We start from the raw sequence: 22,821 nt of genomic DNA, 5'->3' as shown, positions 1-22,821 counted from the left end.
TTCAAGAGACTGCCCACCGTGATCAGCCATCTCGATCGCCGCAACAACCGCTCGCTGGACAGTCTGAATTTCTTTCTCGCCGATGTCCGCGACGGCCTCGGGCCGTACCTCGCCATCTACTTGATCGCCGTGCACCACTGGGACCCGGCCAGCATCGGTGTGGTCATGACCCTCGCCGGCATTGCCGCGCTGGTCACGCAGACGCCCGCTGGTGCGCTGGTTGACAGCAGCCGGGCGAAACGTGCGCTGATCATCATCGCCGCGCTGTTGGTGACGGTGAGTTGTCTGCTCCTGCCGTTCATTTCGTCATTCAGTCTGGTGGCGTTGACTCAGGCTTTGAGCGCTGCGGCAGCATCTATTTTTGCCCCGGCGATTTCCGCGATCACCCTGGGCATCACCGGCCCGCGAGCATTCACCCGGCGTACCGGTCGCAACGAGACGTTCAACCACGCCGGCAACGCGTGCGCGGCGTTATTGGCCGGTTTGTTTGCGTATCTGTTCGGTCCGGTGGCGGTGTTTTATCTGATGGCGGTCATGGCGCTGGCCAGCGTGATTGCCGTGCTGTTCGTCTCGGCCGAGGCGATTGATCACGATGTCGCGCGCGGCCTCCAGCCTGGCGATCAAAGCCATCAGCCGTCCGGATTCAAGGTACTGCTGAGCAATCGCCCGTTGCTGATGTTTGCCCTGTGCTGCGCGCTGTTCCACTTGGCCAACGCGGCGATGCTGCCGCTGGTGAGCCAGAAACTCGCCCAAGCCAACTTGCACATGGCCACGCCGCTGACGTCGGCGTGCATCGTCGCCGCGCAACTGGTGATGGTGCCGATGGCGCTGCTGGCCGGTGCGAAAGCCGATGTCTGGGGGCGCAAACCGTTATTGCTGGCGGGTTTTCTGATCCTGCCGCTGCGTGGCTTGCTCTACACCTTCTCGGATGATCCGTACTGGCTGGTCGCCGTGCAGTTGCTCGACGGCGTCGGCGCTGGGCTGTTCGGCGCGCTGTTCCCGGTGATGGTCAAGGATCTGACCCTCGGCTCCGGGCATTTCAATGTCAGCCTCGGCGCGCTGACCACAGCATTTGGCCTTGGCGCGGCGCTGAGCAATGGGCTGGCCGGATTTGTCGTCGAGGCCGCCGGTTACAGCGCGGCATTCCTGACCCTGGCCGCAATTGCAGGGGCAGCGTTTCTGCTGCTATTGATCGGCGTTCCGGAAACGCTGCAGCGGACTGAGCAATTCGAGTCCGCTGCAGTTATGGGCCAAACCTGAGCTAATCGCCACCGCAGCCATCGCCTAAAACGCTGTAAGTGGCGACATGCCGCTGGCCGTGACTGTCTTCATAGACGACCTCCACCGGAACAATTCCGCAGGCGGCGCTGGTGTCGGTGATGCTGATGGTTTTGGTGATATCCAGTGGCACGCCGGTTTGTGCAGGTTCGGTGGCGGCGAACACGTTGCCGGCGAGGATGGTCAGGGTCAAAGCAATAAACGTTTTCATCGTGTGATCTCTCTATAAAGGGGAAGGAACTCAGGCCTGACGTTCGGTCAGCAATTGGCGCGCGGAATCGGCCATGACCGGCAGCGCTCCGGCGAGCATCAGGACGTCTTTGAGCACCAGGCGTCCGGCGCCGGACAGATAGGGAAAGCCATGCTGACCATCGCCCAGCGCAGCGACCCAGGCTTCAGGCGTGGTGACCAGAAAGCTCAGGGTCACCAGCGGCGTAGCGAACGCCAGCGCGCCACCGAGCAGGCCGGTGCGGCGGGACAGCGGGTTGGACAGGACCAGCAGACCGATGAGGATTTCCACCACGCCAAGCCCGGTGGAAAAGCCGTAGGTGTTGTTCGCGGTCTGCCAGGTGCGCTTGTCGGCGTTCAGCTCGCCCTCATGGGTCAGGTGCGCCTTGTAGTCTTGCGGGTGTTCGTAGAAGAACGACATCACCGGGCTGTTGGCGACGAAGGGCGTGATGCTGTCGGCTTCGTACGGGACGAATTTCAGCGCGCCGATCCACAGGAAGACGATGGCGATGGCCACGCGCATCAGCGGGATACCGAGGCGATCGAGTTTGCCGAGCTGTTGTAGTCCGGCGTTGATTGAGGTGAACATGCGACTTCTCCAGATCAATGAAAGTGGAGTCAGTCTGCGGTGCTACCGAATCGCGCTTTTGTCGGTCATGCTCAACGTCTTGCTCAATCGTCTCAACTTTGCGGATTTCCATCGTGATGGGTGCCAATGAACTCGCTCGATAAACTCATCAGCCTGGCCAACGTGCGCGGCAGCCTCGATCTGCGTTGCCAGTTTCAAGGCGATTGGGCGCGCGATCATCAACAGGAAGCCTTGGGCAAGGCGCCCTATCACATCGTGCTTAAAGGTGAATGCCGGGTTGAACTGGCCAGCGGACAACGCCTGGCAATGCGCGCCGGCGATATTCTGTTGTTGCCACGGGGGACGCCACATGTGCTGCACAGTGCCGGCAAAAACGTAGCTGCGATGTCGCCAACGCTGATTCCCGGCGGGGTATTGCCGATCTATCGGCTGGGTGGCGCGAGCGCCGATCTGGACATGCTCTGCGGTGGCTTTCATTACAACCGCGCGTCGATGCTGTTCGCTGCCCTCCCCGATTACCTGTTGATTGCCAACGATGGCCTGCCGGTCGATCAGCCGCTGACCGCCCTGATTGCGCTGTTGCGCAGCGAAGCCGACAGCGAACAGCCGGGCGCGCGGTTCCTCCTCGATTCACTGTCCCAAGCGTTGTTCACCTTGATCCTGCGTGCGCACCTGGCGCGTGCCGATCACGACAAAAGTACCCTGGCGCTCCTCGGCGACCAGCGCCTCGGCCGCACCTGTCAGGCGATATTGGCCGACCCGGCGCACGAATGGACTATCGAAGCCATGGCCGACACCGCGAACATGTCCCGTGCAACGTTCATGCGCACCTTCGCCCGGGTCGCTGGCGTATCGCCGTGGGTGTTGCTGACCCAGTTGCGCATGGAGCTGGCGTTCAGTCTGCTGAGCCATTCACATCTGGGCCTGAACGACATTGCCATACAGGTCGGCTATCAGTCGCAGGCTGCCTTCAGCAAGAAATTCAAGGAAATCTACGGCGAGGCCCCGGGCAAAGTCCGCCGCGCGATCTGATTGAATGGATCGCTTTGTATCAGCATGTAGCTTTCGCCAACCCAGATACATACGCATGCGAAGTTCGGCCGTGCGCACACACAACTGACACATTTAGCGCGCTAAATACCACTGTCGCTTCCATTCCTACCTTAATCAATCGACAGGACATCACCATGAACAAAGTCTTCGCTACCCTCGCCCTTACCGCCGCCATGTTTGGTGCCACCGCCGCCTTCGCCGCCCCCGTTAAACCGACCGTGGTACTGGTGCACGGCGCCTTTGCCGATTCGAGCAGCTGGAACGGCGTGGTCAAGATTCTCGAGAAGGATGGCTACCCGGTGATCGCCGCTGCCAACCCGCTGCGCTCGGTCAAGGGTGATGCGCAATCGGTGGCGGATGTGCTGGCCAGCGTGAAAACCCCGGTGGTGTTGGTCGGCCACTCTTACGGTGGCCCGGTGATCAGCGAAGCCGCTTACGGCAATGCCAATGTCAAAGCGCTGGTTTACGTCGCCGCGTTCGCCCCGGAAAAGGGTGAAACCGCAGCCGAATTGTCCGGACGCTTCCCTGGCAGCACCCTTGGCCCGACCCTGTCGGCCCCGGTTGAGCTGGCCGATGGTGGCAAGGATTTGTACATCCAGCAGGACAAATTCCATGAGCAGTTCGCTGCCGATGTTTCCCCTGCTGATGCGAAGTTGATGGCCGCGACCCAGCGCCCGGTGACCGTCGCCGCGCTCAACGAAGCCGCCACCGAGCCTGCATGGAAAACCGTGCCGTCGTACTTCGTCTACGGTGACCAGGACAAGAACATCCCGGCGCAAGCCCTGGCGTTCATGGCCGAGCGCGCGCACTCCAAGCAGACCGTCGTGGTCAAAGGCGCCTCGCACGTGGTGATGGTGTCCAACCCGAAAGCCGTCGCCAGCCTGATCGAAACCGCTGCGGCCGCGAAGTGATCCAGCGCTGAGTTGAACCTTCAAGCCCTAGCCGTGAACCCTGTTCACGGCTTTCAGCGCTGGGTGGTGTTGCAGCCGCTCGCTGAGAAAGTCCACGAACGTGCGCACCTTCGCCGGTACGCGCGGATGTTTCAGATAGACCAGTTGCACCGGTAACGCCGGCGGCTCAAAGGCCTGCAACACCAATTCCAGTTCACCGGCCGCAACCTGGCTGGCGACTTGATAAGACAGCACCCGGGTAATGCCCCAACCGGAACTGGCGATGTTGATCGCCGCCTGATTCGCCGTGACCACCAGACGCGGTTCGAAGCGAAAACTCAACGGGCCATCGGCATGGGCGAATTGCCAATCGCTGAGCAAATGACTGGCGGACGACATGACGATATTGGCGCGGCTCAGCTCGTTCGGATGTTGCGGTCGGCCATAGCGGGCGAAGTAATCCGGCGTGCCGCAAATCACCTGACGGACCTCACCGACCTTGATCGCATGCTGATTGTTCTCGTGCAGATGGCCGATGCGTACGGCGACATCAATACCCTCTTCCGCCATGTTCACCACGCGATCGACCAGCAAAGCCTTCAGATGCACCGAAGGAAACGCATCGACGTATTGCGCCAGCAACGGCGCGATGAACAACTCGCCAAACAACACCGACGCGGTCACGCTCAAGTGCCCGCACGGCACCCGATAACTGCCGGCAGCGGCCTCTTCGGCTTCGTCGACGTCGCACAGAATTCTTCGGCAATCGTCCAGATAACGATGCCCGGCTTCGGTCAGATGTAGGCTGCGCGTGGTGCGCGACAACAGGCGCGTGCCAATGCGTTGCTCCAGCGCGGCAATGGCGCGGGTGACGCTGGGGGGCGAGGTGTTCAAACGCCGGGCCGCCGCCGCAAAGCCACCCTCCTCGGCCACGGCCAGGAACATGCGCATTTCCTGAAAACGATCCATAGGCGGGAACCTGTAAAAAACTTCGAAAACACAGTGAAATCATGTGGGAGCGAGCCTGCTCGCGAAGGCATTCTGTCAGTCAACATCACCGTTGAATGACACACCGCTTTCGCGAGCAGGCTCGCTCCCACAGGGGATGTGCATCGTTGTGAGTCAAGCTGTTTGCAGGCCCACCGCTGTACGCTGCATGCCGACGAATTTCGGCAGCGCCTCGACCCGCGCCAGCCACGCCCGCACATTCGGGTAATCCTCAAGCGAGACATTGCCTTCCGGTGCGTGGGCGACGTAAGTGTAGGCGGCCACATCGGCGACGGTTGCCTTGTCGCCGGCAAGGAATGCGCTGTTGGCCAACTCGTCTTCCATCACTTGCAATAAAGCGTGGGAACGCTTGATCGCATCAGCCGCGTCGTAACCGGCGCCGAACACAGTGATCAAGCGCGCCGTGGCCGGGCCGGAGCTGATCTGCCCGGCAGCCACCGATAACCAGCGTTGCACCTTGGCTTGCTCGACCGGATCGCTCGGCAGCCACTGGCCGTTGCCGTATTTGCTCGCCAGATAAACCAGAATGCCGTTGGAGTCCGCGAGCACCGTGCCGTTGTCATCAATCACCGGCACCTGGCCGAAACGGTTGAGGGCGAGGAATTCAGGGGTTTTGTGGGCGCCCTTCATCAGGTCGACGAACACCAGTTCGGTCGGCACATCCAGCAGGGACAACATCAACTCGACGCGATGCGAGTGGCCGGACAACGGATGGCGATACAGTTTGACGGCTGACTGGGACATGACGTGCTCCTGGATTATTTGAGGTCGACCCGCTGATCGTGTCGATGGGGCTCATCCTGCTCCCCTGCCGCAAATCGCGGAATCCTCAGCAAATACAATCGAGCATTTCAGCCAGTGAAATAATCACCCGCCTCCTTAGGCGCGCGCAGGGATCATTTCACCGCGTGAAACAGTGGATTGCAGTTTCTGGCCATTCCCTCGCAACCGGCCGAGGGCGAACATGAGCCCACTTGAGCTTCAGCCCCTGGCGGCTCACCGGCCCGTTTGCACCCGAGGAGAATCGAAATGGACACAGCGTCGAAACCGCAGCCCTCGCCCTGGCATGAAGGTGAGCTGACCCTGCAACGTGCCGTCGGTGCGGTGGAAATGATGGTCGGTGTCGGCCAGCGGCAACTGGCCCGCGACTGGATGCCGGACCAGCACCGCGAGTTCTATGCGCAACTGCCCTTTGTCGTACTCGGCGCTGTCGACAGCCAGGGCGATCCGTGGGCGACGCTGCGCACCGGTCAACCGGGGTTCATGGATTCGCCGTCGCCGCAGGTGCTGAAGATCAAACTCGATGCGCAGCCCAATGACCCGGCCAATCAAGGCCTGCAGCCCGGCGATGCGATCGGCATGCTTGGCATCGAGCTGCACACCCGTCGGCGCAATCGCATGAACGGCAACATCAGTCGCCGCGATGACAACAGCCTCGAGATCCGCGTGACCCAGGCTTACGGCAACTGCCCGCGCTATATCAACCTGCGCCATTACGCCTTCGTCGATGAGACCACCGACAACGCGCTCGACTTGCCGGTCAGCGAACCCTTGGTGCGCGACATGATCACCGCCGCCGATTCGTTCTACGTGGCCACTTATGTGGTGCGCGACGGTGAGCGGCAAGTCGATGTGTCCCATCGCGGCGGCAAATCCGGCTTCGTGCACATGGACGAGGACGGCACCCTGACCATCCCGGATTTCTCCGGCAATCTGTTCTTCAACACCTTGGGCAACATCCTGCTCAACCCGCGCGCCGGGCTGACTTTCATCGATTTCGAAAGCGGCGATCTGTTGCAGATGACCGGCAGCGCAGAAGTGCTGCTCGACGATCCGCAAATCGCCGCGTTCCAGGGCGCCGAGCGCCTGTGGCGCTTCAAGCCGCAGCGCATCGTTTACCGTCAGGCCGCGCTGCCACTGCGCTGGGCCGAGCAGCCGGAAGGCGATTCGCCCAATTCGCAAATGACCGGCAGCTGGGAACAGACCCGCGAGCGTTTGCAGGCCGAGGCGCTGCGCAATCAATGGCGCGCGCTGCACGTCACGCGGGTGGTCGATGAGAGTCCGCAGATCCGCTCCTTTTACCTGCAAGCCAACGACGGCTTCGGCCTGCCGCGCTTTGAACCGGGCCAGCACTTGCCGATCAAGGTCTTGCTCGACGGTCAGGATGCCGCGTCGATCCGCACCTACAGCGTGTCCAGCGCGCCGTCGGACGAGTTCCTGCGCATCAGCGTCAAACGCGATGGCTCGGTATCCTCGCATCTGCATGATCGGGTCCAGGCACTGGATTTGATCGAAGCCCGCGCGCCGCAAGGCGATTTCACCGTCGACGCCACCGAACGCCGGCCACTGGTGCTGTTGGCCGCAGGGGTTGGGGTAACGCCGCTGCTGTCGATGCTGCGCGAGGTGGTCTATCAGGGCAAACGCATCAGCCGCATGCGTCCGACCTGGGTGGTGCAAAGCAGTCGCACCGTTGAGGATCTGGCCTTTCGCGAAGAAATCGACGCCTTGGCTGCGCGCGCGGGTGACAAGGTCAAGGTGCTGCGCGTGGTCAGCCAGCCGCCGCTGGAAGCAACAGCGCAGGGTTACGATCACGCCGGGCGCATCGACATCGCCTTGCTGAAAAGCCTGCTGCCGCTGGATGACTACGATTTCTACCTGTGCGGCCCGGGCAGCTTCACTCAGGCGCTGTACGACGGCTTGCGCAAAATGCGCATTCCCGACGATCGCATCCACGCCGAAACCTTCGGCCCGTCGACGCTGATCCGCGATGTCGAAATCAGCACCCCGGCGCCGCCGCAGGTGCCGGTCGCCGAAGAACCGGTCAAGGTATTGTTTGCGACGTCCGGCAAGGAAGCACGCTGGGAACCGGGCAGCGGCACCTTGCTGGAACTGGCCGAGGCACGTGGCTTGAATCCGGAGTTCAGCTGTCGCGGCGGCTCGTGCGGCACCTGCAAAACCCGCCTTACCAGCGGCCAGGTGCATTACCTCACCCCGCCGGCCATGCGCCTGGCGGACGACGAAGTGCTGATCTGCTGCGCCGCCCCGGCGCAGGGCAGCGAAACCCTGGTGCTGGACGTTTGATTGTTGAGGAGGTGCGCCATGAAGCCGTTTGCCGAAACCAGCGTCGTTTGGCCGCAAGAGAACACCGGACTGTCCGCCAGCGAATGCGAACGCAGTTTTTTGCTGCCGCAACTGATGGGCTCGCTCGCCGGTGAAACCTGCGCGTTGACTGGCTCACTCAGTCAACGTGAGCATCTGCCATCGAGCCCGAACGGCTGGTTTTCCCGCGGGCTCAAGGCGTTGTTTGCTTAGGCTTTGCTAACAGCCGCCACCCTGCTCGCCGGCCGGTGCTGGCGGCTGGTGACCAGGCCGATGAACGAGATCAGCAACGCCAGGCCAATGGTCGAGGTCACTTCCAGGCGGTGTTCAGGGGTGATCATCATCACTGCCAACGCCGCGCAGATGAAGGCGATGACCAGCCAGGTGAGCCAGGGAAACAGCCACATGCGCAAGGTCATTTCGACCTTTTCCCGTTCCAGTCGGCGGCGCATGCGCAACTGCGAAATGGCGATCACTAGATACACCAGCAAGGCAATTGCGCCGGAGCTGGCGAGCAGGAACTGGAACAGCCCGGCCGGCATGAAATAGCTGAGTAACGTCACGCCTGCGCCGATCACCGTGCTGGCAATCACCGCCGCGCGTGGCACGCCGGCCGCCGAAGTCACCTTCAATGCCGGCGGCGCATCGCCGCGTCGGCCCAGCGAATAGAGCATGCGCGAGGAAATGTAGATCGACGAGTTCATGCAACTGGCCACCGCGATCAACACCACCACGTCAACAAGGAATTTAGCGTTGGGGATGTTCATCAGTTCCAGTGCGCGCTGGTAGGAACCGACCGACGCAAGTTGCGGGTCATTCCACGGCACCACGGAAATCACCACGAAGATCGACAGCAGATAGAAAATGCCGATGCGCCAGATCACCGAGCGCGTGGCCTTGGCGATGTTCTGCGCCGGATTGTTCGATTCCGCAGCGGCAATGGTCACCGCTTCGGTGCCGATGAAACTGAACATGATGGTGATGAACGCGCCGACCACCGCCGACATGCCGTTCGGCGCAAAGCCGCCGTGCTCGGCCATCAGCGTGCTCAAGCCACTGGCTTCGCGCTCGGGAATCCAGCCCATCAGCACCGCAAAACCCAGGCCGATGAAACCGATGATCGCGATGACCTTGGCCATGGCGAACCAGAATTCGAACTCGCCGTATTTCGACACGCTGAACAGGTTGGTGATGACCAGCAGCACGATCGACAGCAAGGCGAATAACCATGCATCGACCTGGGGAAACCACTGATTGAGCACGTGCCCGGCGGCCAGTGCTTCGATGGGAATTACCAGCACCCAGAACCACCAGTAGAGCCAGCCGATGGTGAAGCCGGCCCAGCGGCCAATGGCTTGATCGGCGTAGGTGGAAAACGAGCCGGTGTCGGGGTGCGCCACGGCCATTTCACCGAGCATGCGCATGACCAGCACGACCAGCAGACCGGAGAACAGATAAGCGAGCAGCACCGCAGGTCCTGCGGCGGCGATGGCGTGGCCTGAGCCAACGAAAAGTCCTGCGCCGATGATGCCGGCAATGGAAAGCATGGTGACGTGACGCGGTTTGAAACCTTGCGCCAACTGACCGTTGGAGTCCTTGGGGTTCAGGCTAGTCATGGGTTCTTATTGTTCTCATGATCGACGTTTGGGCCACTGACTGAGCGTCAGGCGATCATCATTTCCGGTGTCGACATCAGGCGAAAGCTGCGACGCAGACGCTTTGCCGACGAAATGATGCTTCACCTTACGTGGCCCGACCGCCGCGCAACTAGCCTGAGTGCGGCATGCCGATGTCTGATTTCGACATGCCACTCTCAGGCCAGCATGGGTCGGCGGCAACCGCTGCGGCGATTTACAGCGTGTAGGAAATCCCCACCTGCACGGTTCGCGGCGCGCCCGGGTAGGCGTAAACGTTGCCGAAGGCGCCTTCTTCGTAGTCGCGGTCGAAGATGTTTTTCACATCGAGGTTGAGCCGCACTTTATCGTTGACCTTGTAGAAGCTCAGCAGGTCGACCACGGTGTAACTGCCCATGGAAAACGCGGTGTTGGCGGTCTGCCCGGCGCGCTCGTCGACGTATTTCAGGCCGGTGCCAAGGCCAAGACCTTTGAGCGTGCCGTCCTGGAACTCGTACATGTTGAGCAGGCTGAAGCTGTTCTTCGGGATGTTCAGCAGGCGCGTGCCGGAGCGCAGCGTGTTGTCCTTGGTCACCTCGGCGTCGACGTAGGCGTAACCGCCGACCACTCGCCACTCAGGGGTGAGGTTGCCGGTGACGTTGACGTCGAAACCACGGCTGCGCACTTCACCGGCGGCGACACTGAAGGTCGAATCCACCGGGTCGGTGGTCAGCACGTTGCGTTTTTCGATCTGGTAGACCGCCGCGTCGACGCTCAACTGCTGATCCAGCGCTTCCCACTTCACGCCCATCTCGTAGGACTTGCCTTTCTCCGGGGCGAAGCCGCCGCCTTCGCGACTGGCGCCGGTGTTGGGCTTGAACGAGCGCGCGGTGTTGGCGTAGATCGCCAGGGTATCGGTCAAATCATAGGTGACGCCGATACGCGGGGTGACGGCGTTGTCGCTGGCCTGCCAGCTCTTGCCACCCGGCACGTAGGTTTCATAGTCGTGCTCGAAGCGCTCGAAACGTGCGCCGGCCAGCACTTTCAGTTTGTCGGTCAGGGCTACCTGATCCTGCACGAATGCCGCGTAGGTCTTGAGGTTCTCTTTATCGTGGGTCGGTGTGCGGGTCAGCGCCGGGCGTGGCTGGCCGTAGACCGGGTTGAAGATGTCGATCGGGTAGGCACTGACCGCGCCGCTGGAGCGCTGGATGATCGACTTGTAATCGTAATCTTCATACTCGATGCCGGTGAGCAAGGTGTGCTGCAGACCGCCAGTGTCGAAATGCCCGGTGAGATTGAGCTGGGTGTCCTTGTCGGTCCATTCCAGCTTGCGGTAGTTGAAGTTGCGCCCCAGCGTGCGGCCGTCAGCGGCAATGCCGTTGGCCTCGATCGCGTTGCCCTTGAGCGAGCCGTCGAGCCACTGGAAACCGCCGCCGAGGGTCCAGTCGTCGTTGAGCATGTGCTCGAAACGCAGTTGCGCCATGTTGTTGTCGTTGTGCAGCTTGCCGACGTCCTTCTCGCCAAAGAAGGTATCGCGCGAGGCAGTGCCGATTTGCGCCGGGTAGCGCGTCACGCCACGATCGAGCGGCGCGTTGTTGCGCATGAAATCGCCTTCGAATATCAGCTTGGTCGCGTCGGTGGCCTGCCAGGTCAGCACCGGCGTGATGCCGTAGCGCTCGGTCTCGACATGATCGCGGAAGGTGTCACCGCCCTCGCCCACCACATTCAAGCGATAGGCCAGACGCCCTTCTTCATCCAGCGGCCCGGAAGCGTCGAGGGTGCCGCGCTTCATGCCTTGGTCGTTCAATTGGCTGCCTAACGTAACGGTGCGCTCGGGCAACGGCTGTTTCGACACCACGTTGAAGGTACCGCCGGGATCGCCACGGCCATAGAGCATGGTCGCCGGACCGCGCAGCACTTCCAGGCGCTCGATGGTGTTGGCGTCAGGCATGTTCGGGTAGCCACGGTTGATCGGGAAACCGTTGCGGTAGAACTCACCGGTGGTAAAACCGCGCACGGTGAAGGTGGTCAAGCCCTGCCCACCGAAATTGTTCGCCCGACCGACGCCACCGGCGTAATCCAGCGCATCCTGCAAACGCGTCGCGCCGAGGTCTTCAACGGCATCCTTGGTCACCACGCTGATCGATTGCGGGGTTTCATGAATCGAAGTGTCGGTGCGCGTGGCGCTGGCCGAACGCGTCGCGCGATAGCCTTGCACCGGGCCGTCTGCCCTTTCGTAATCCGCTGTGCCGACCACATCGGTGGCTTCCAGCTCAAGCGTTGAAGAAGTCGGTTCGGCTGACTCAGCCCACGAGGACGAAGACAACGCCTGTAGCACACAAATGGAAAGCAGAGTTCGACGCATGAGGTGAAAACCTTTACGAATAGGCCAGAACGAAGGGCAAAACCGCCATTGAAAACGTCGCGCATGGTATACGGTCGCATTAGTAATTGAAACGTATTCTTATTTGTCATGTTGGTCAGGATTGGTGAGCGGGATTCATCACTCCATCCTGAAACCGCGCATTATCAGCAGCGCGTCGATGGCCTAGGCTCGTAGAGATCCGACGTCAATCGATGGCTGCGCCGCGCTACGTGGGCGCCGCCAGCCTGTCTGAAAGGAATTTGCAGATGAAATTCGACACCCCGGCCGGCTCCAATCCGATCGACCAGCTGAACGTCATCGGCCAACCTGCCGACCGCATCGACGGCAAGCTGAAAACCACCGGCACCGCCACCTACGCCTACGAGCAAAACGCAGCGGTGCCGGACGCCGCCTATGGCTATATCGTCGGCGCCGGGATCGGCAAGGGGCGCATTGCCTCGATCGATTCGACGCAAGCGCGGGAGGCGTCCGGGGTAATTGCCATCGTCACTTACGAAAACGCCGGGCCATTGGCCAAAGGCGAGTTTTACGTAGCCAGGGCCTTGGCCGGGCCGCAGGTCGATCACTATCACCAGGCCGTGGCGATTGTCGTCGCGGACACCTTTGAACAGGCCCGTGCGGCCGCCGGCTTGCTCGACATCCGCTACGTGGCCGAACCAGGTTCCTTCGATCTGGCGGCTGCGAAAGACTCCGCAACCCCACCGCCACCGGCCGGTTTTGGCCCGCCGCCGCAGACCAGCGTCGGTGACTTTGAAGGCGCCTTCAACGCTGCGCCCGTGCAAATCGATCAGCACTACAGCACGCCTGACCAGGCCCACGCGATGATGGAACCGCACGCAACCATTGCCCGCTGGAGCGGCACGCAGTTGACCTTGTGGACATCGATCCAACAGATCAACTGGGGCGTGCGCGATCTGGCGAAAACCCTCGGCATCGCCAAGGAAGATGTGCGCCTGATCTCGCCGTATATCGGCGGTGGCTTCGGCGGTAAGGGCACGATTCTTTGCGACGCAGTGTTGGCATCCCTGGCCGCTCGACATGCCGGGCGACCGGTGAAAGTCGCGCTGCCGCGGCCGCTGATGTTCAACAACCTGACCCATCGTCCGGCAACGCTTCAGCGCCTGCGCATCGGTGCCAACCGTGACGGCGTGATCACGGCGATCGGCCACGAGAGCTGGTCGGGCAATCTGCGCGGTGGTCGCGCCGAAGCGGCTACCGCGTCAACCCGCTTGCTTTACGCCGGTGCCAATCGCATGACTCGTTTGAACCTGGCCGTGCTCGATCTCGCCGAGGGTTCGGCGATGCGCGCGCCGGGCGAGGCACCGGGGATGATGGCGCTGGAAATCGCCATGGATGAACTGGCGGAAAAGCTGCAGATGGATCCGCTGCAGTTGCGCATCCTCAACGACTCGCAGGTCGATCCTGAGCAACCGGCGCGGCCGTTCTCCAAACGGCAGTTGGTGGAATGCCTGAACACTGGGGCCGAACGCTTCGGCTGGCGTCAGCGCAACCCTCAACCCGGTCAGCGCCGTGAGGGCGGTTGGCTGATCGGCATCGGTCTGGCCTCGGCGATTCGCGGCGCACCGACGACCGCTTCGGCGGCGCGGGTGCGACTCGATCGTCAAGGCGTCATCACCGTGGAAACCGACATGACCGACATCGGCACCGGCAGTTACACCATCATCGCCCAGACCGCTGCCGAAATGATGGGCGTGCCGCTGGACCGTGTCGTGGTGCACTTGGGCGATTCGCGGTTTCCGGAATCGTCGGGCTCCGGCGGCCAGTGGGGCGCCGCCTCCTCCACTGCCGGCGTATATGCCGCGTGCGTGAAACTGCGTGAAGCCGCCGCTCAAGCCGTCGGGTTTGACCCGCAGCAAGCGGAGTTTGTCGACGGGCAAATTCGCGCAGGCTCGCAGCAGGTTGCCTTGGCTCAGGCCGCAGCCAATGGCGAGCTGACGGGCGAGGACCGCATGGAATACGGCGATCTGGCCGAGCGTTTTGCCCAGCAGACCTTCGGCGCGCATTTCGCCGAGGTCGCGGTCAATGCGGCGACCGGCGAAATTCGCCTGCGCCGGCAACTGGCCGTGTGCGCCGCCGGGCGCATCCTCAACCCGAAAACCGCGCGCAGCCAGATCATCGGCGGCATGACCATGGGCGCCGGCGCGGCATTGATGGAAGAGCTGGCGGTGGATCATCGAATCGGCTTTTTCGTCAATCACGATCTGGCCGGATACGAGGTGCCGGTGCACGCCGACATTCCCCATCAGGAAGTGATCTTTCTCGATGAAGTCGACCCGTACGCCACCCCGCTGAAGGCCAAAGGCGTCGGTGAGCTGGGTATCAGCGGCGCGGCGGCGGCCATCGCCAACGCGATCTATAACGCCTGTGGCGTACGGGTGCGCGATTATCCGATTACGCTGGATAAACTCATCGGCGAGTTGTCCTACCCGGTCTGAGACTGTTTCACACAGGATATCGCCCATGTACCCCACCACCCCCGATGGCCGCTATTTTGTGGTCAAGCAACAGCTGTGGCGTTGCAGCAATCCATCACTGCCAGCCGCCGAGCGTGAGGCGTTTGTAGCCGAACTCATGTCAGCGCGGCGTGCGGTCAAAGAGGCAAAGCGTGCGGAGGATGCACAGGCGTTGAAGTCAGCGAGAGCTCGCGTCAACGACGCCAAAGTCGCGCTGGGTGAACGCGGGCCGGTGTGGTGGGATGACGGCAGCCCGGATTACAACCGTTTCAAAGTGAGCAATACACCGTATGCGCAGTGGTTTGCCCAAATGCCAGACAAGAACGGCGGACCTGCCTGAGTACTGATGGCCTGTAGAACCCCAATCAAACAAGCAACGCAGGTCCCCTGTGGGAGCGAGCCTGCTCGCGAATGGTTTGGGTCAGGCGATGAAGATGTTGAATGTGCCGACGTCTTCGCGAGCAGGCTCGCTCCCACACTTGGCACACGCCGCGAAAACCTGTGGGAGCGAGCTTGCACGCGAAGGCGTTGGGTCATTTAAAGAAGATGTTGAATGTGCCGCCCTCTTCGCGAGCAGGCTCGCTCCCACACTGGATTTTGCGTGTCGCCGGGATTTGGCACATGCCGCGAAAACCTGTGGGAGCGAGCCTGCTCGCGAATGCGTTGGGTCAGGCGATGAAGATGTTGAATGTGCCGACGTCTTCGCGAGCAGGCTCGCTCCCACAGTGGATTTTGCGTGTCGCCGGGATTTGGCACACGCCGCGAAAACCTGTGGGAGCGAGCTTGCTCGCGAAGGCGTTGGGTCAGTTAAAGAAGATGTTGGATGTGCCGCCGTCTTCGCGAGCAGGCTCGCTCCCACAGTGGATTTTGCATGTCGCCGGGATTTGGCACACGCCGCGAAAACCTGTGGGAGCGAGCTTGCTCGCGAATGCATCCGGTCAGGCGATGAAAATATTGAATGTGCCGCCGTCTTCGCGAGCAGGCTCACTCCTACAAGGGATCTGCGGCGAGGCTCAGACTCGCAACAACTGCCGGGTCATCGCCATCGAGGTTTCCAGCGACTGCCCGGTGCGCTGCAGTTTGTTCAGCAGACTCGCGCCGAGCCAGAGCTGATACAGCGTCTCTGCCAACTTGCGCGCATCGCCCTCGGGCAGGCTTTTGTCATTTTGGCCTTGTTCGATGCATTCGGTGATCCGCGCGACGATGCGTTCGGCGCCGTCGCGCAAGGTCAGGCGCATTGATTCGGACAGGTCGGCGACTTCGGCGCTGAGTTTCACCACCAGGCATTCATCGCCGTGGCCTTCGAGGGTGCAGCGGTTCTGCCAGCCCTGCCAGTAATCCATCAAACGCTCGAAGGCAGTCAGCCCCGGCAGCGTCAAGCGGCGCTCCATGTCGGCGAGGTAGTCGACGAAGTAATCCTCGAGCAGCGCCTGGCCATACAACTCCTTGGATTTGAAGTAGTGATAGAACGAGCCCTTGGGCACGCCGGCGGTCTGCAGGATCTCGTTGAGGCCGACGCTGGTGAAGCCCTTCTCGGCCATCATCCGGTGGCCGGTGTCGAGCAAGTGTTGGCGGGTGTCGTCAAAGGTCGGCTTCATGGTGCGCAAAATTCCAGACAATAGACCAGTCGTATAGTTTTCAGGACTGGAAGTTTGCCATAACCGACGGGCAAAAACATTTTCTGAAAAAATTACTAGACGACTGGTCTAATTGGAAACTATGCTGCGCCCCGACACACAAATTCATGCGGCACCGACAACAAGCGAATCCCTCGCCTTCTGCCGATGCCAGACCAACCCAAGGGTGCTCTATGAAAATCTTGATGGTTCTGACTTCCCACGATCAACTCGGCAACACTGGCAAGAAAACCGGTTTCTGGCTGGAAGAGTTCGCCGCGCCCTACTTTGCCTTCAAGGACGCCGGCGCCGACGTCACCCTGGTATCGCCTGCCGGCGGCCAGCCTCCGCTCGATCCGAAAAGCGATGAGCCAAGCGCGCAGACTGCCGAAACCGACCGCTTCCGCGCCGATCCGGCCGCACAACAAGCACTGGCCACTACTGGCCGTCTGGCTGATGTGAAGGCCGAAGATTTCCACGCAGTGTTCTACCCAGGTGGCCACGGCCCGCTGTGGGATCTGGCCGAAGACAAGGCCTCGATCGCGCTGATCGAAGCCTTCGACCGCGCCAACAAGCCCCACGGTTTTGTCTGCCACGCACCCGGCGTGTTGCGTCATGTGGTGCGCGCTGACGGCCAGCCAATCGTCAAGGGCCGTGATGTCACCGGCTTCACCAATGCCGAAGAAGCGGCGGTCGGCCTGACTGACGTGGTGCCGTTCCTCATCGAAGACGAGTTCCAGCGTCTCGGCGGGCGTTACTCGAAAGTCGCCGACTGGCAGGTTCACGTGGTGGGTGACGGTCAACTGGTCACCGGCCAGAACCCGGCCAGCTCCGCCGCCGTTGCCGAAAAGCTGTTGAAGATGCTCGGCTGAATCCATCGCTCCAACCCGATCAACGCCGTGTGCGTACAGCCCGGCGTTGTTTTTTTGCCCAGTCACTAGTCGACTGGTCTAATCAGATTCCAGGCTTACTCCATGAATAACGCTTTTTTCACGCCCGCTAAATTGGGCAACCACACCCTGAAAAACCGCATCGTCCTGCCGCCCCTCACCCGCCAGCGCAGTACGCAACCGGGCAATGTCGCCAACGAGTTGATGGCCGAGTATTACCAGCAGCGCGCCGGTGCCGGTTTGCTGGTCACCGAAGGCACGCAGATCGAACCGCGCGGCCAGGGTTATGCGTGGACGCCGGGCATTCACACGCCGGAGCAGATCGCCGGTTGGCGCAAAGTCACCGAGGCGGTGCACGCCGTGGATGGCGTGATCTTCGCCCAGCTCTGGCATGTCGGTCGGGTCTCGCACACGGCGTTGCAGCCTAATGGTGATGCGCCCGTGTCGGCCTCTGCGGTGGCGACGGACCGCGTCAGCGTGTTCATCGAAACCGCGCCCGGTGTCGGTGAACTGGTGCCGCCGTCCGCTCCGCGCGCGCTGAGCACCGATGAAGTGCAGGAACTGATTCAGCTGTACATCCAGGCCGCGCGCAACGCGATGGATGCGGGTTTCGATGGCATCGAACTGCACTGCGCCAACGGTTATCTGGTCAACCAGTTCATCTCCGCCCACAGCAACCTGCGCACCGACCAGTACGGCGGCTCGCTGGACAATCGCTTGCGCTTTTTGCGCGAAGTGGTGGCCGGTGTTGCCGAATGCATCGGCAAGGACAAGGTCGGTGTGCGTTTCGCGCCGTTGTTCACTACCACCGATGAAGCGCGGACGTATCTGGGCCTGGTCGAGGAAGATCCGCACACAACTTACATTGCCGCGATCAAGATTCTCCAAGACGTCGGCATCGCCTACCTGTCGATCGCCGAAGCCGACTGGGACAACGCGCCAGCCATGCCGCAGACCTTTCGCCAGGCCGTGCGCGACACGTTCAGCGGCGCGATCATTTATGCCGGCCGCTACACCGCCAAAACCGGCGCGCAATTGCTTGAGTCGGGGCTGGCCGATCTCGTTGCGTTTGGCAGACCGTTCATGGCCAACCCGGACCTGCCGGCGCGGATTGCCCATGACTGGCCGTTGAATCAGTTGAATCCGGCGACAGTGTATGGCGGCGGTGCCGAGGGTTATATCGACTATCCGACCTACCCCGCATAAGCACACAACACAAATCCCTGTGGGAGCGAGCCTGCTCGCGAAGGCGGTGGGTCAGTCAGCATTTGTATTTGCTGACAGGACGCTTTCGCGAGCAGGCTCGCTCCCACAATAGGATGTCAGTGGCCGCTAAAACCTATACATAACAAACAATCTGTATAACTATTGGAGTCTGAATCTCTAACCGGACTTCGCTCCATGCCCCCTGCCCACCGCTTGCTCCTGATCCTCGGCGACCAGCTGTCTTTCGACCTGGCCTCCCTGCAGCCACTCGATCCCCAGCACGACCTGCTGCTGATGGTCGAGGTCATGGAGGAAGCGACCCACGTCGCTCATCATCCGCAAAAAATCGCCCTGATCTTCAGCGCCATGCGCCACTTTGCCGAGGCGTTGCGCGATAAAGGCTACCGGGTCCAATACGTCCGCCTCGACGACCCGGATAACAGCGGCTCCATCCCCGGCGAATTGCAGCGCTGGCAAACCCTCACCGGCGCCGAACAGATTCATATCACCGAATGCGGCGACTGGCGCCTTGAGCAGTCAATCAAAGATTCGGGCTTGCCCGTGCACTGGCATTCAGACCGCCGTTTCCTCTGCTCCCGCGAAGAGTTCTCCAATTGGGCCAGCGGCAAGAAGCAGCTGCGCATGGAGTTTTTCTACCGCGAGATGCGGCGCAAGAGTCGGCTGCTGCTCAATGGCGACGGCACGCCGGTCGGCGGTGCGTGGAATTTCGATGCGGAGAATCGCAAGGCGCTGCCCAAACACGCCAAACCGCCCTACCCGGCGCGTTTCGCCAATGACGCAATCACCCAAGAGGTGCTGGTATTGGTCGGCGAGCGCTTCGCCAGCCATTACGGCACGCTGGATGACTTCAATTACCCGGTGACCCACGCCGATGCCCAGGCCCTGTGGCAATACTTTCTCGACTACGCGCTGGCCGGCTTCGGTGATTACCAGGACGCCATGGCCAGCGACGAGCCGTTCCTGTTTCACGCGCGGATCAGTGCCGCGCTGAACATCGGCCTGCTCGATTTGCGCCAGCTGTGCAGCGATGTCGAGGCGGCGTACTGGTCGGGGAGCATCGGCCTCAACGCGGCCGAAGGCTTCATTCGGCAGCTGATCGGCTGGCGTGAATACGTGCGCGGTGTGTACTGGCTGAAGATGCCGGATTACGCCGAGGGCAATGTGTTCGGCAACACGCGCCCGCTGCCGGAGTTCTACTGGACCGGGCAGACACAGATGAACTGCATGCGCCAGGCCATCGGCCAAAGCCTGCAACATGCCTACGCCCACCACATCCAGCGCCTGATGGTCACCGGTAACTTTGCCTTGCTCGCCGGGATTGCGCCGAAGGAAATCTGTGAGTGGTATCTGGCGATCTACATGGACGCCTTCGACTGGGTCGAACTGCCCAATACCCTTGGCATGGTCATGCACGCCGACGGCGGTTATCTCGGCTCCAAGCCTTACTGCGCCAGCGGCCAGTACATCAATCGGATGTCGGATTACTGCGGCGACTGCGCCTATAAGGTCAAGGAAAGCAGCGCGGACGATGCCTGCCCGTTCAATGCGCTGTACTGGCATTTCCTCATGCGCCACGGCGATATCCTGCGCGGCAATCAGCGCATGGGCATGATGTACAAGAACCTCGACCGCATGCCGCTGGCCAAGCAGGATGCACTGTGGCTACGCGGACAAATGCTGTTGGCGAAACTGGATAACGGCGAAGCTTTCTAGTGCGCCTCAGGCCTGCCCGGCCATCCCGTTGCGCCCCGCCGCTTTGGCGCGGTACAGCGCCTGATCGGCGGTCTGGATCAACGCCGGCAGCGAATCCAGCTGAGCGCCCGTCCCCACCGCCATGCCGATACTCACCGTAATCCGAGCAAACGGACTGCCCGGGTGGGCGATGTTCGCCTGCTGCAAACGCTCGAGCATCAGTTGCGCCACCACCGTCGCACCGGCGCTGTCGGTGGCCGGCATGATCACCGCCATTTCCTCGCCACCGTAGCGCGCGACCAGATCCGAGGGGCGTCGCACGCAGCCTTCAAGAATCTTGCTGACCGCTTGCAGGCAGGCATCGCCGGCGACGTGGCCCAAGGCATCGTTGAACAATTTGAAGTGGTCGATATCGATCATCAGCAAGGCCAGCGAGGTCCCGTCACGCTGCGCGCGCCGCGCTTCCACCGTCAGCGTTTCATCGAAACAGCGGCGGTTGGCCAGGCCGGTCAGCGCATCCTTCAGCGCCAGCAATTCCAGCTGCCGATTGGACGCAAGCAACTGCTGTTGGGCATCGCGCAACGCCTCTTCAGCCGCAGTGCGGCGGCGGATATCGAGAATCAGGAACCAGCCGATCAATCCTGTCAGCCCCAGCAGCCCGATCACTACTACCGCCGACAACGCCGCTTCAATACGCCACGCCGCCAGCGCTTCATCCTTGCCCAGGGCCACGGTGGTGATCAGCGGCAGCGTTTCGCTTTTGCGGAACGCGTACAGCCGCTCGACGCCGTCGAGGCTGGAGGTGTAGGAGGCAGTGCCGACCGAACGGTCGACGAGGTATTTGGCGTAGATCGGCGAACTGGAGAAGTTGCGCCCCATGTCCTGCTCGCGGAACGGGTAGCGCACCAGCAGCGTGCCATCGGTGTAAGACAGACCGATCGCGCCGTCCTGGCCAACGTCGAGTTTGCCGAACACCCGCAGGAAGTTCTCCACCCCCAGCGTCACCGCTACCACGCCAGCGAACTGCCCGCCATCGTCGTTGAAGCGCCGACTGATGGTCACCACCCATTCGTGATTGGCACGGCTCTGGATCGGCGGGCCAATGAAGGGCTCGCGGCTCGGGCTGTCACGGTGGTGAATGAAATAGGCGCGGTCGCTGCTGTTGGCGCCCTCCGGAATCGGCCGGTTGGAGGACATCAGCCAATGCCCGTTCCGGTCATAGATGATGATGCCGCTGAGCTGGGGCATCAACGCCTGCTGGCGGTCGATCAGGCTCTGGATGCGCTGAATCTGCGCTGGGCCGTTGCCCTCGGTTTCCAGACGTTCGACCAGCCCGAGCAAGAGCAGCGAGCTTTGCCGGACGATGCCTTCGGTGTAGGTGTTGAGCGCTTGGGTCAGGTTCAGGCCATGCACGTCGACTTCCGCCAGCGCACGCTCGCGCGAAGACCAGACTTTCCAGATCGTCAGCGAAGTCAGGGAACAGCCGATCACCAGCAGCAGGAGCATTACAAGGCGAGTATCACGCTTCACGTCAGTACCTTAAGGAAGTCCGGTATCCATTCCAGCCATCATTCGAACGTCGGCACTCACGGCGGCCACGTGTTCCGGGGCGCAAGCATACAAGCAGTGTGCAGCGGCTGCAGCAACAGAGTGTGTAGTGCTAAGCAGCGGGTGCGGCGGGTTTGAGGATTTCCACGAGAAAATCGATGAACACGTTGATCCGGCTCGATCCACGGTGGTTGGGCAGGTACAGCGCGTTGATGCAACTGCTGGCACTGCCGGGATTGACCTCGTAGTGCTCAAGCAAGCGCGTCAGGCGTCCGGCGGCGACGTCGTCGCGCACCAGCCAGTCGGCCAGCAGCGCCACCCCGCCACCGCCAATCGCCGCTTCGCGCAGGATGTCGGCGTTGTTGCTTTGCAGGCGACCCTGGACGTTGAGCTGAATCGGCTCTTCGTCGCCCTGAAAGGTCCAATGGTGATGGCTGCCGCCGTAGTCGAAGCGCAGGCATTGGTGCTCGAGCAGATCCCGCGGATGCTCCAGCACGCCGCTGCGCGCCAGATAATCCGGGCTGGCGACAATCCAACGCTGAAAGTGGCCGACGCGTTTGCTGACGATGTCTTCGCTGACCACCGTCGAGCCGAGCCGCACCGAAACGTCGATCTGCTCGCTGAGCAAATCGCTGACCTGATCGCTCAGCGACAGACTGATCTCCAGCCCGGGATGGCGTTCAAGCAAGCGGCTCAGGTGCGGCGCAATCAGTCGCCGGCCAAACTCCACTGGCACGCTGATGCGCAAGCGGCCCTGGGCATCACTGCCACGATCGGCGACCACCGCATCGGCTTCGTCGATGGCATCGAGAATCGCCACGGCCTTCTCGAAATAGGTCTGGCCGGCGACGGTCACGCTGGTATTGCGCGTGGTGCGATTGAGCAGGCTGGCGCCCAACTCGTTTTCCAGGCCCGCCACTTGCCGTGTCACCGAAGACGTCGAAATCCCAAGCTTGCGCGCCGCTGAGGAATAGCCCCCGCAGCGCACGGTTTCAACAAACATCTTCAAGGCCAGCAACTTGTCCATAAGCGGGGTCCGGTGGTGAGGGAACGCCGCTGATTGTGCATCAGCGCTCGCCACACGTCTTGTATCGTCGTGCTTGAGGGCGCGTGGTGCGGCAAACAAGTCCATATCGAGTACCTCGTTGCCACAATGGCTTTGTGGCGGGCCAGCGATCAACCCGGTGCACCCAAAACCCTGTGGGAGCGAGCCTGCTCGCGAAGGCGTCG

General features: G+C 61.7%; 19 protein-coding genes and 1 pseudogene. 11 read left to right on the top strand and 9 right to left on the bottom strand.

The window, feature by feature from the left end; translation table 11 throughout:
- Positions 1–18: 18 nt before the first annotated feature.
- The gene (locus tag J5M66_RS11500; protein ID WP_207809526.1) at positions 19–1,260 is read left to right on the top strand and encodes an MFS transporter; all 1,242 of its coding nucleotides are present in this window, start codon (positions 19–21) and stop codon (positions 1,258–1,260) included.
- A 1-nt stretch (position 1,261) separates the two neighbouring features.
- Here the strand turns inward: J5M66_RS11500 and J5M66_RS11495 are convergent, their stop codons facing one another.
- A complete protein-coding gene (locus tag J5M66_RS11495; RefSeq protein WP_136493316.1) occupies positions 1,262–1,489 on the bottom strand; it encodes a DUF2790 domain-containing protein in 228 nt (75 codons plus the stop codon).
- 30 nt (positions 1,490–1,519) lie between these two features.
- Positions 1,520–2,095 carry a reactive chlorine resistance membrane protein RclC gene (gene rclC / locus J5M66_RS11490; protein ID WP_122507415.1) on the bottom strand — a complete coding sequence of 192 codons (576 nt, stop codon included), beginning with the start codon at positions 2,093–2,095 and terminating at the stop codon, positions 1,520–1,522.
- 126 nt (positions 2,096–2,221) lie between these two features.
- Here rclC and J5M66_RS11485 point away from each other — a divergent pair, with 126 nt between their 5' ends.
- Together J5M66_RS11485 and J5M66_RS11480 are read left to right on the top strand one after the other, a co-directional pair.
- Entirely contained in the window at positions 2,222–3,127 is a 906-nt protein-coding gene (locus J5M66_RS11485) for an AraC family transcriptional regulator (protein WP_207809525.1), read from the top strand.
- A 155-nt stretch (positions 3,128–3,282) separates the two neighbouring features.
- Positions 3,283–4,059 carry an alpha/beta hydrolase gene (locus J5M66_RS11480; RefSeq protein ID WP_024013008.1) on the top strand — a complete coding sequence of 259 codons (777 nt, stop codon included), beginning with the start codon at positions 3,283–3,285 and terminating at the stop codon, positions 4,057–4,059.
- A gap of 27 nt (positions 4,060–4,086) precedes the next feature.
- On the opposite strand, the gene J5M66_RS11475 is transcribed toward J5M66_RS11480, so the two are convergent.
- On the bottom strand, positions 4,087–5,007 hold the full coding sequence (locus J5M66_RS11475) for a LysR family transcriptional regulator (protein ID WP_016774781.1): 921 nt from the start codon (positions 5,005–5,007) through the stop codon (positions 4,087–4,089).
- Between the two features lie 43 nt (positions 5,008–5,050).
- Between J5M66_RS11475 and J5M66_RS27235 the strand changes: the two are divergent.
- A pseudogene (locus J5M66_RS27235) lies at positions 5,051–5,140 on the top strand (metal ABC transporter ATP-binding protein); the annotation flags it as partial.
- Between the two features lie 20 nt (positions 5,141–5,160).
- Here the strand turns inward: J5M66_RS27235 and J5M66_RS11470 are convergent.
- Positions 5,161–5,790 carry a glutathione S-transferase gene (locus J5M66_RS11470; protein ID WP_024013009.1) on the bottom strand — a complete coding sequence of 210 codons (630 nt, stop codon included), beginning with the start codon at positions 5,788–5,790 and terminating at the stop codon, positions 5,161–5,163.
- 285 nt (positions 5,791–6,075) lie between these two features.
- Between J5M66_RS11470 and J5M66_RS11465 the strand changes: the two genes are divergently transcribed.
- Positions 6,076–8,127, top strand: coding sequence for a pyridoxamine 5'-phosphate oxidase family protein (locus J5M66_RS11465; protein ID WP_024013010.1), 2,052 nt, complete (start codon positions 6,076–6,078; stop codon positions 8,125–8,127).
- Between the two features lie 18 nt (positions 8,128–8,145).
- Positions 8,146–8,358 (top strand): hypothetical protein, encoded by a 213-nt coding sequence (locus J5M66_RS11460; RefSeq protein WP_016774784.1) that lies wholly within the window; start codon positions 8,146–8,148, stop codon positions 8,356–8,358.
- Here the strand turns inward: J5M66_RS11460 and gabP are convergent.
- Together gabP and J5M66_RS11450 are read right to left on the bottom strand one after the other, a co-directional pair.
- Positions 8,355–9,761, bottom strand: a complete 1,407-nt coding sequence (gene gabP / locus J5M66_RS11455; protein ID WP_016774785.1) for a GABA permease — start codon at positions 9,759–9,761, stop codon at positions 8,355–8,357. The genes J5M66_RS11460 and gabP overlap by 4 nt on opposite strands.
- 235 nt (positions 9,762–9,996) lie before the next feature.
- The gene (locus tag J5M66_RS11450) at positions 9,997–12,123 is read right to left on the bottom strand and encodes a TonB-dependent siderophore receptor (protein ID WP_207809522.1); all 2,127 of its coding nucleotides are present in this window, start codon (positions 12,121–12,123) and stop codon (positions 9,997–9,999) included.
- 266 nt (positions 12,124–12,389) lie between these two features.
- Between J5M66_RS11450 and paoC the strand changes: the two genes are divergently transcribed.
- Together paoC and J5M66_RS11440 are read left to right on the top strand one after the other, a co-directional pair.
- Positions 12,390–14,600 carry an aldehyde oxidoreductase molybdenum-binding subunit PaoC gene (gene paoC / locus J5M66_RS11445; RefSeq protein ID WP_207809520.1) on the top strand — a complete coding sequence of 737 codons (2,211 nt, stop codon included), beginning with the start codon at positions 12,390–12,392 and terminating at the stop codon, positions 14,598–14,600.
- Positions 14,601–14,625: 25 nt separating this feature from the next.
- Positions 14,626–14,958 (top strand): hypothetical protein, encoded by a 333-nt coding sequence (locus J5M66_RS11440; protein ID WP_207809519.1) that lies wholly within the window; start codon positions 14,626–14,628, stop codon positions 14,956–14,958.
- A gap of 673 nt (positions 14,959–15,631) precedes the next feature.
- Here the strand turns inward: J5M66_RS11440 and J5M66_RS11435 are convergent.
- Positions 15,632–16,216, bottom strand: a complete 585-nt coding sequence (locus tag J5M66_RS11435; protein ID WP_056786121.1) for a TetR/AcrR family transcriptional regulator — start codon at positions 16,214–16,216, stop codon at positions 15,632–15,634.
- Between the two features lie 212 nt (positions 16,217–16,428).
- Between J5M66_RS11435 and J5M66_RS11430 the strand changes: the two genes are divergently transcribed.
- The 3 genes from J5M66_RS11430 (at position 16,429) to J5M66_RS11420 (ending at position 20,064) form a co-directional block, all read left to right on the top strand.
- A complete protein-coding gene (locus J5M66_RS11430; protein ID WP_071172499.1) occupies positions 16,429–17,106 on the top strand; it encodes a type 1 glutamine amidotransferase domain-containing protein in 678 nt (225 codons plus the stop codon).
- 102 nt (positions 17,107–17,208) lie between these two features.
- Positions 17,209–18,330: an alkene reductase gene (locus J5M66_RS11425; RefSeq protein ID WP_207809517.1), complete on the top strand. Its 1,122-nt coding sequence runs from the start codon at positions 17,209–17,211 to the stop codon at positions 18,328–18,330.
- A gap of 195 nt (positions 18,331–18,525) precedes the next feature.
- On the top strand, positions 18,526–20,064 hold the full coding sequence (locus tag J5M66_RS11420; RefSeq protein WP_207809515.1) for a cryptochrome/photolyase family protein: 1,539 nt from the start codon (positions 18,526–18,528) through the stop codon (positions 20,062–20,064).
- Between the two features lie 6 nt (positions 20,065–20,070).
- Here J5M66_RS11420 and J5M66_RS11415 read toward each other — a convergent pair whose 3' ends face one another.
- Both J5M66_RS11415 and J5M66_RS11410 read right to left on the bottom strand, forming a co-directional pair.
- Positions 20,071–21,573 carry a sensor domain-containing diguanylate cyclase gene (locus J5M66_RS11415; protein WP_207809513.1) on the bottom strand — a complete coding sequence of 501 codons (1,503 nt, stop codon included), beginning with the start codon at positions 21,571–21,573 and terminating at the stop codon, positions 20,071–20,073.
- A gap of 130 nt (positions 21,574–21,703) precedes the next feature.
- Entirely contained in the window at positions 21,704–22,618 is a 915-nt protein-coding gene (locus tag J5M66_RS11410) for a LysR family transcriptional regulator (protein WP_024013018.1), read from the bottom strand.
- Positions 22,619–22,821: the final 203 nt, after the last annotated feature.

It is taken from the genome of Pseudomonas sp. 67(2021) (assembly GCF_017491835.1).
In the GTDB taxonomy this organism is placed as follows: Bacteria; Pseudomonadota; Gammaproteobacteria; order Pseudomonadales; family Pseudomonadaceae; genus Aquipseudomonas; species Aquipseudomonas atacamensis.
The sequence above is the reverse complement of the archived record's forward strand: the minus strand, read 5'-3'. Positions and strand labels throughout refer to the sequence as shown.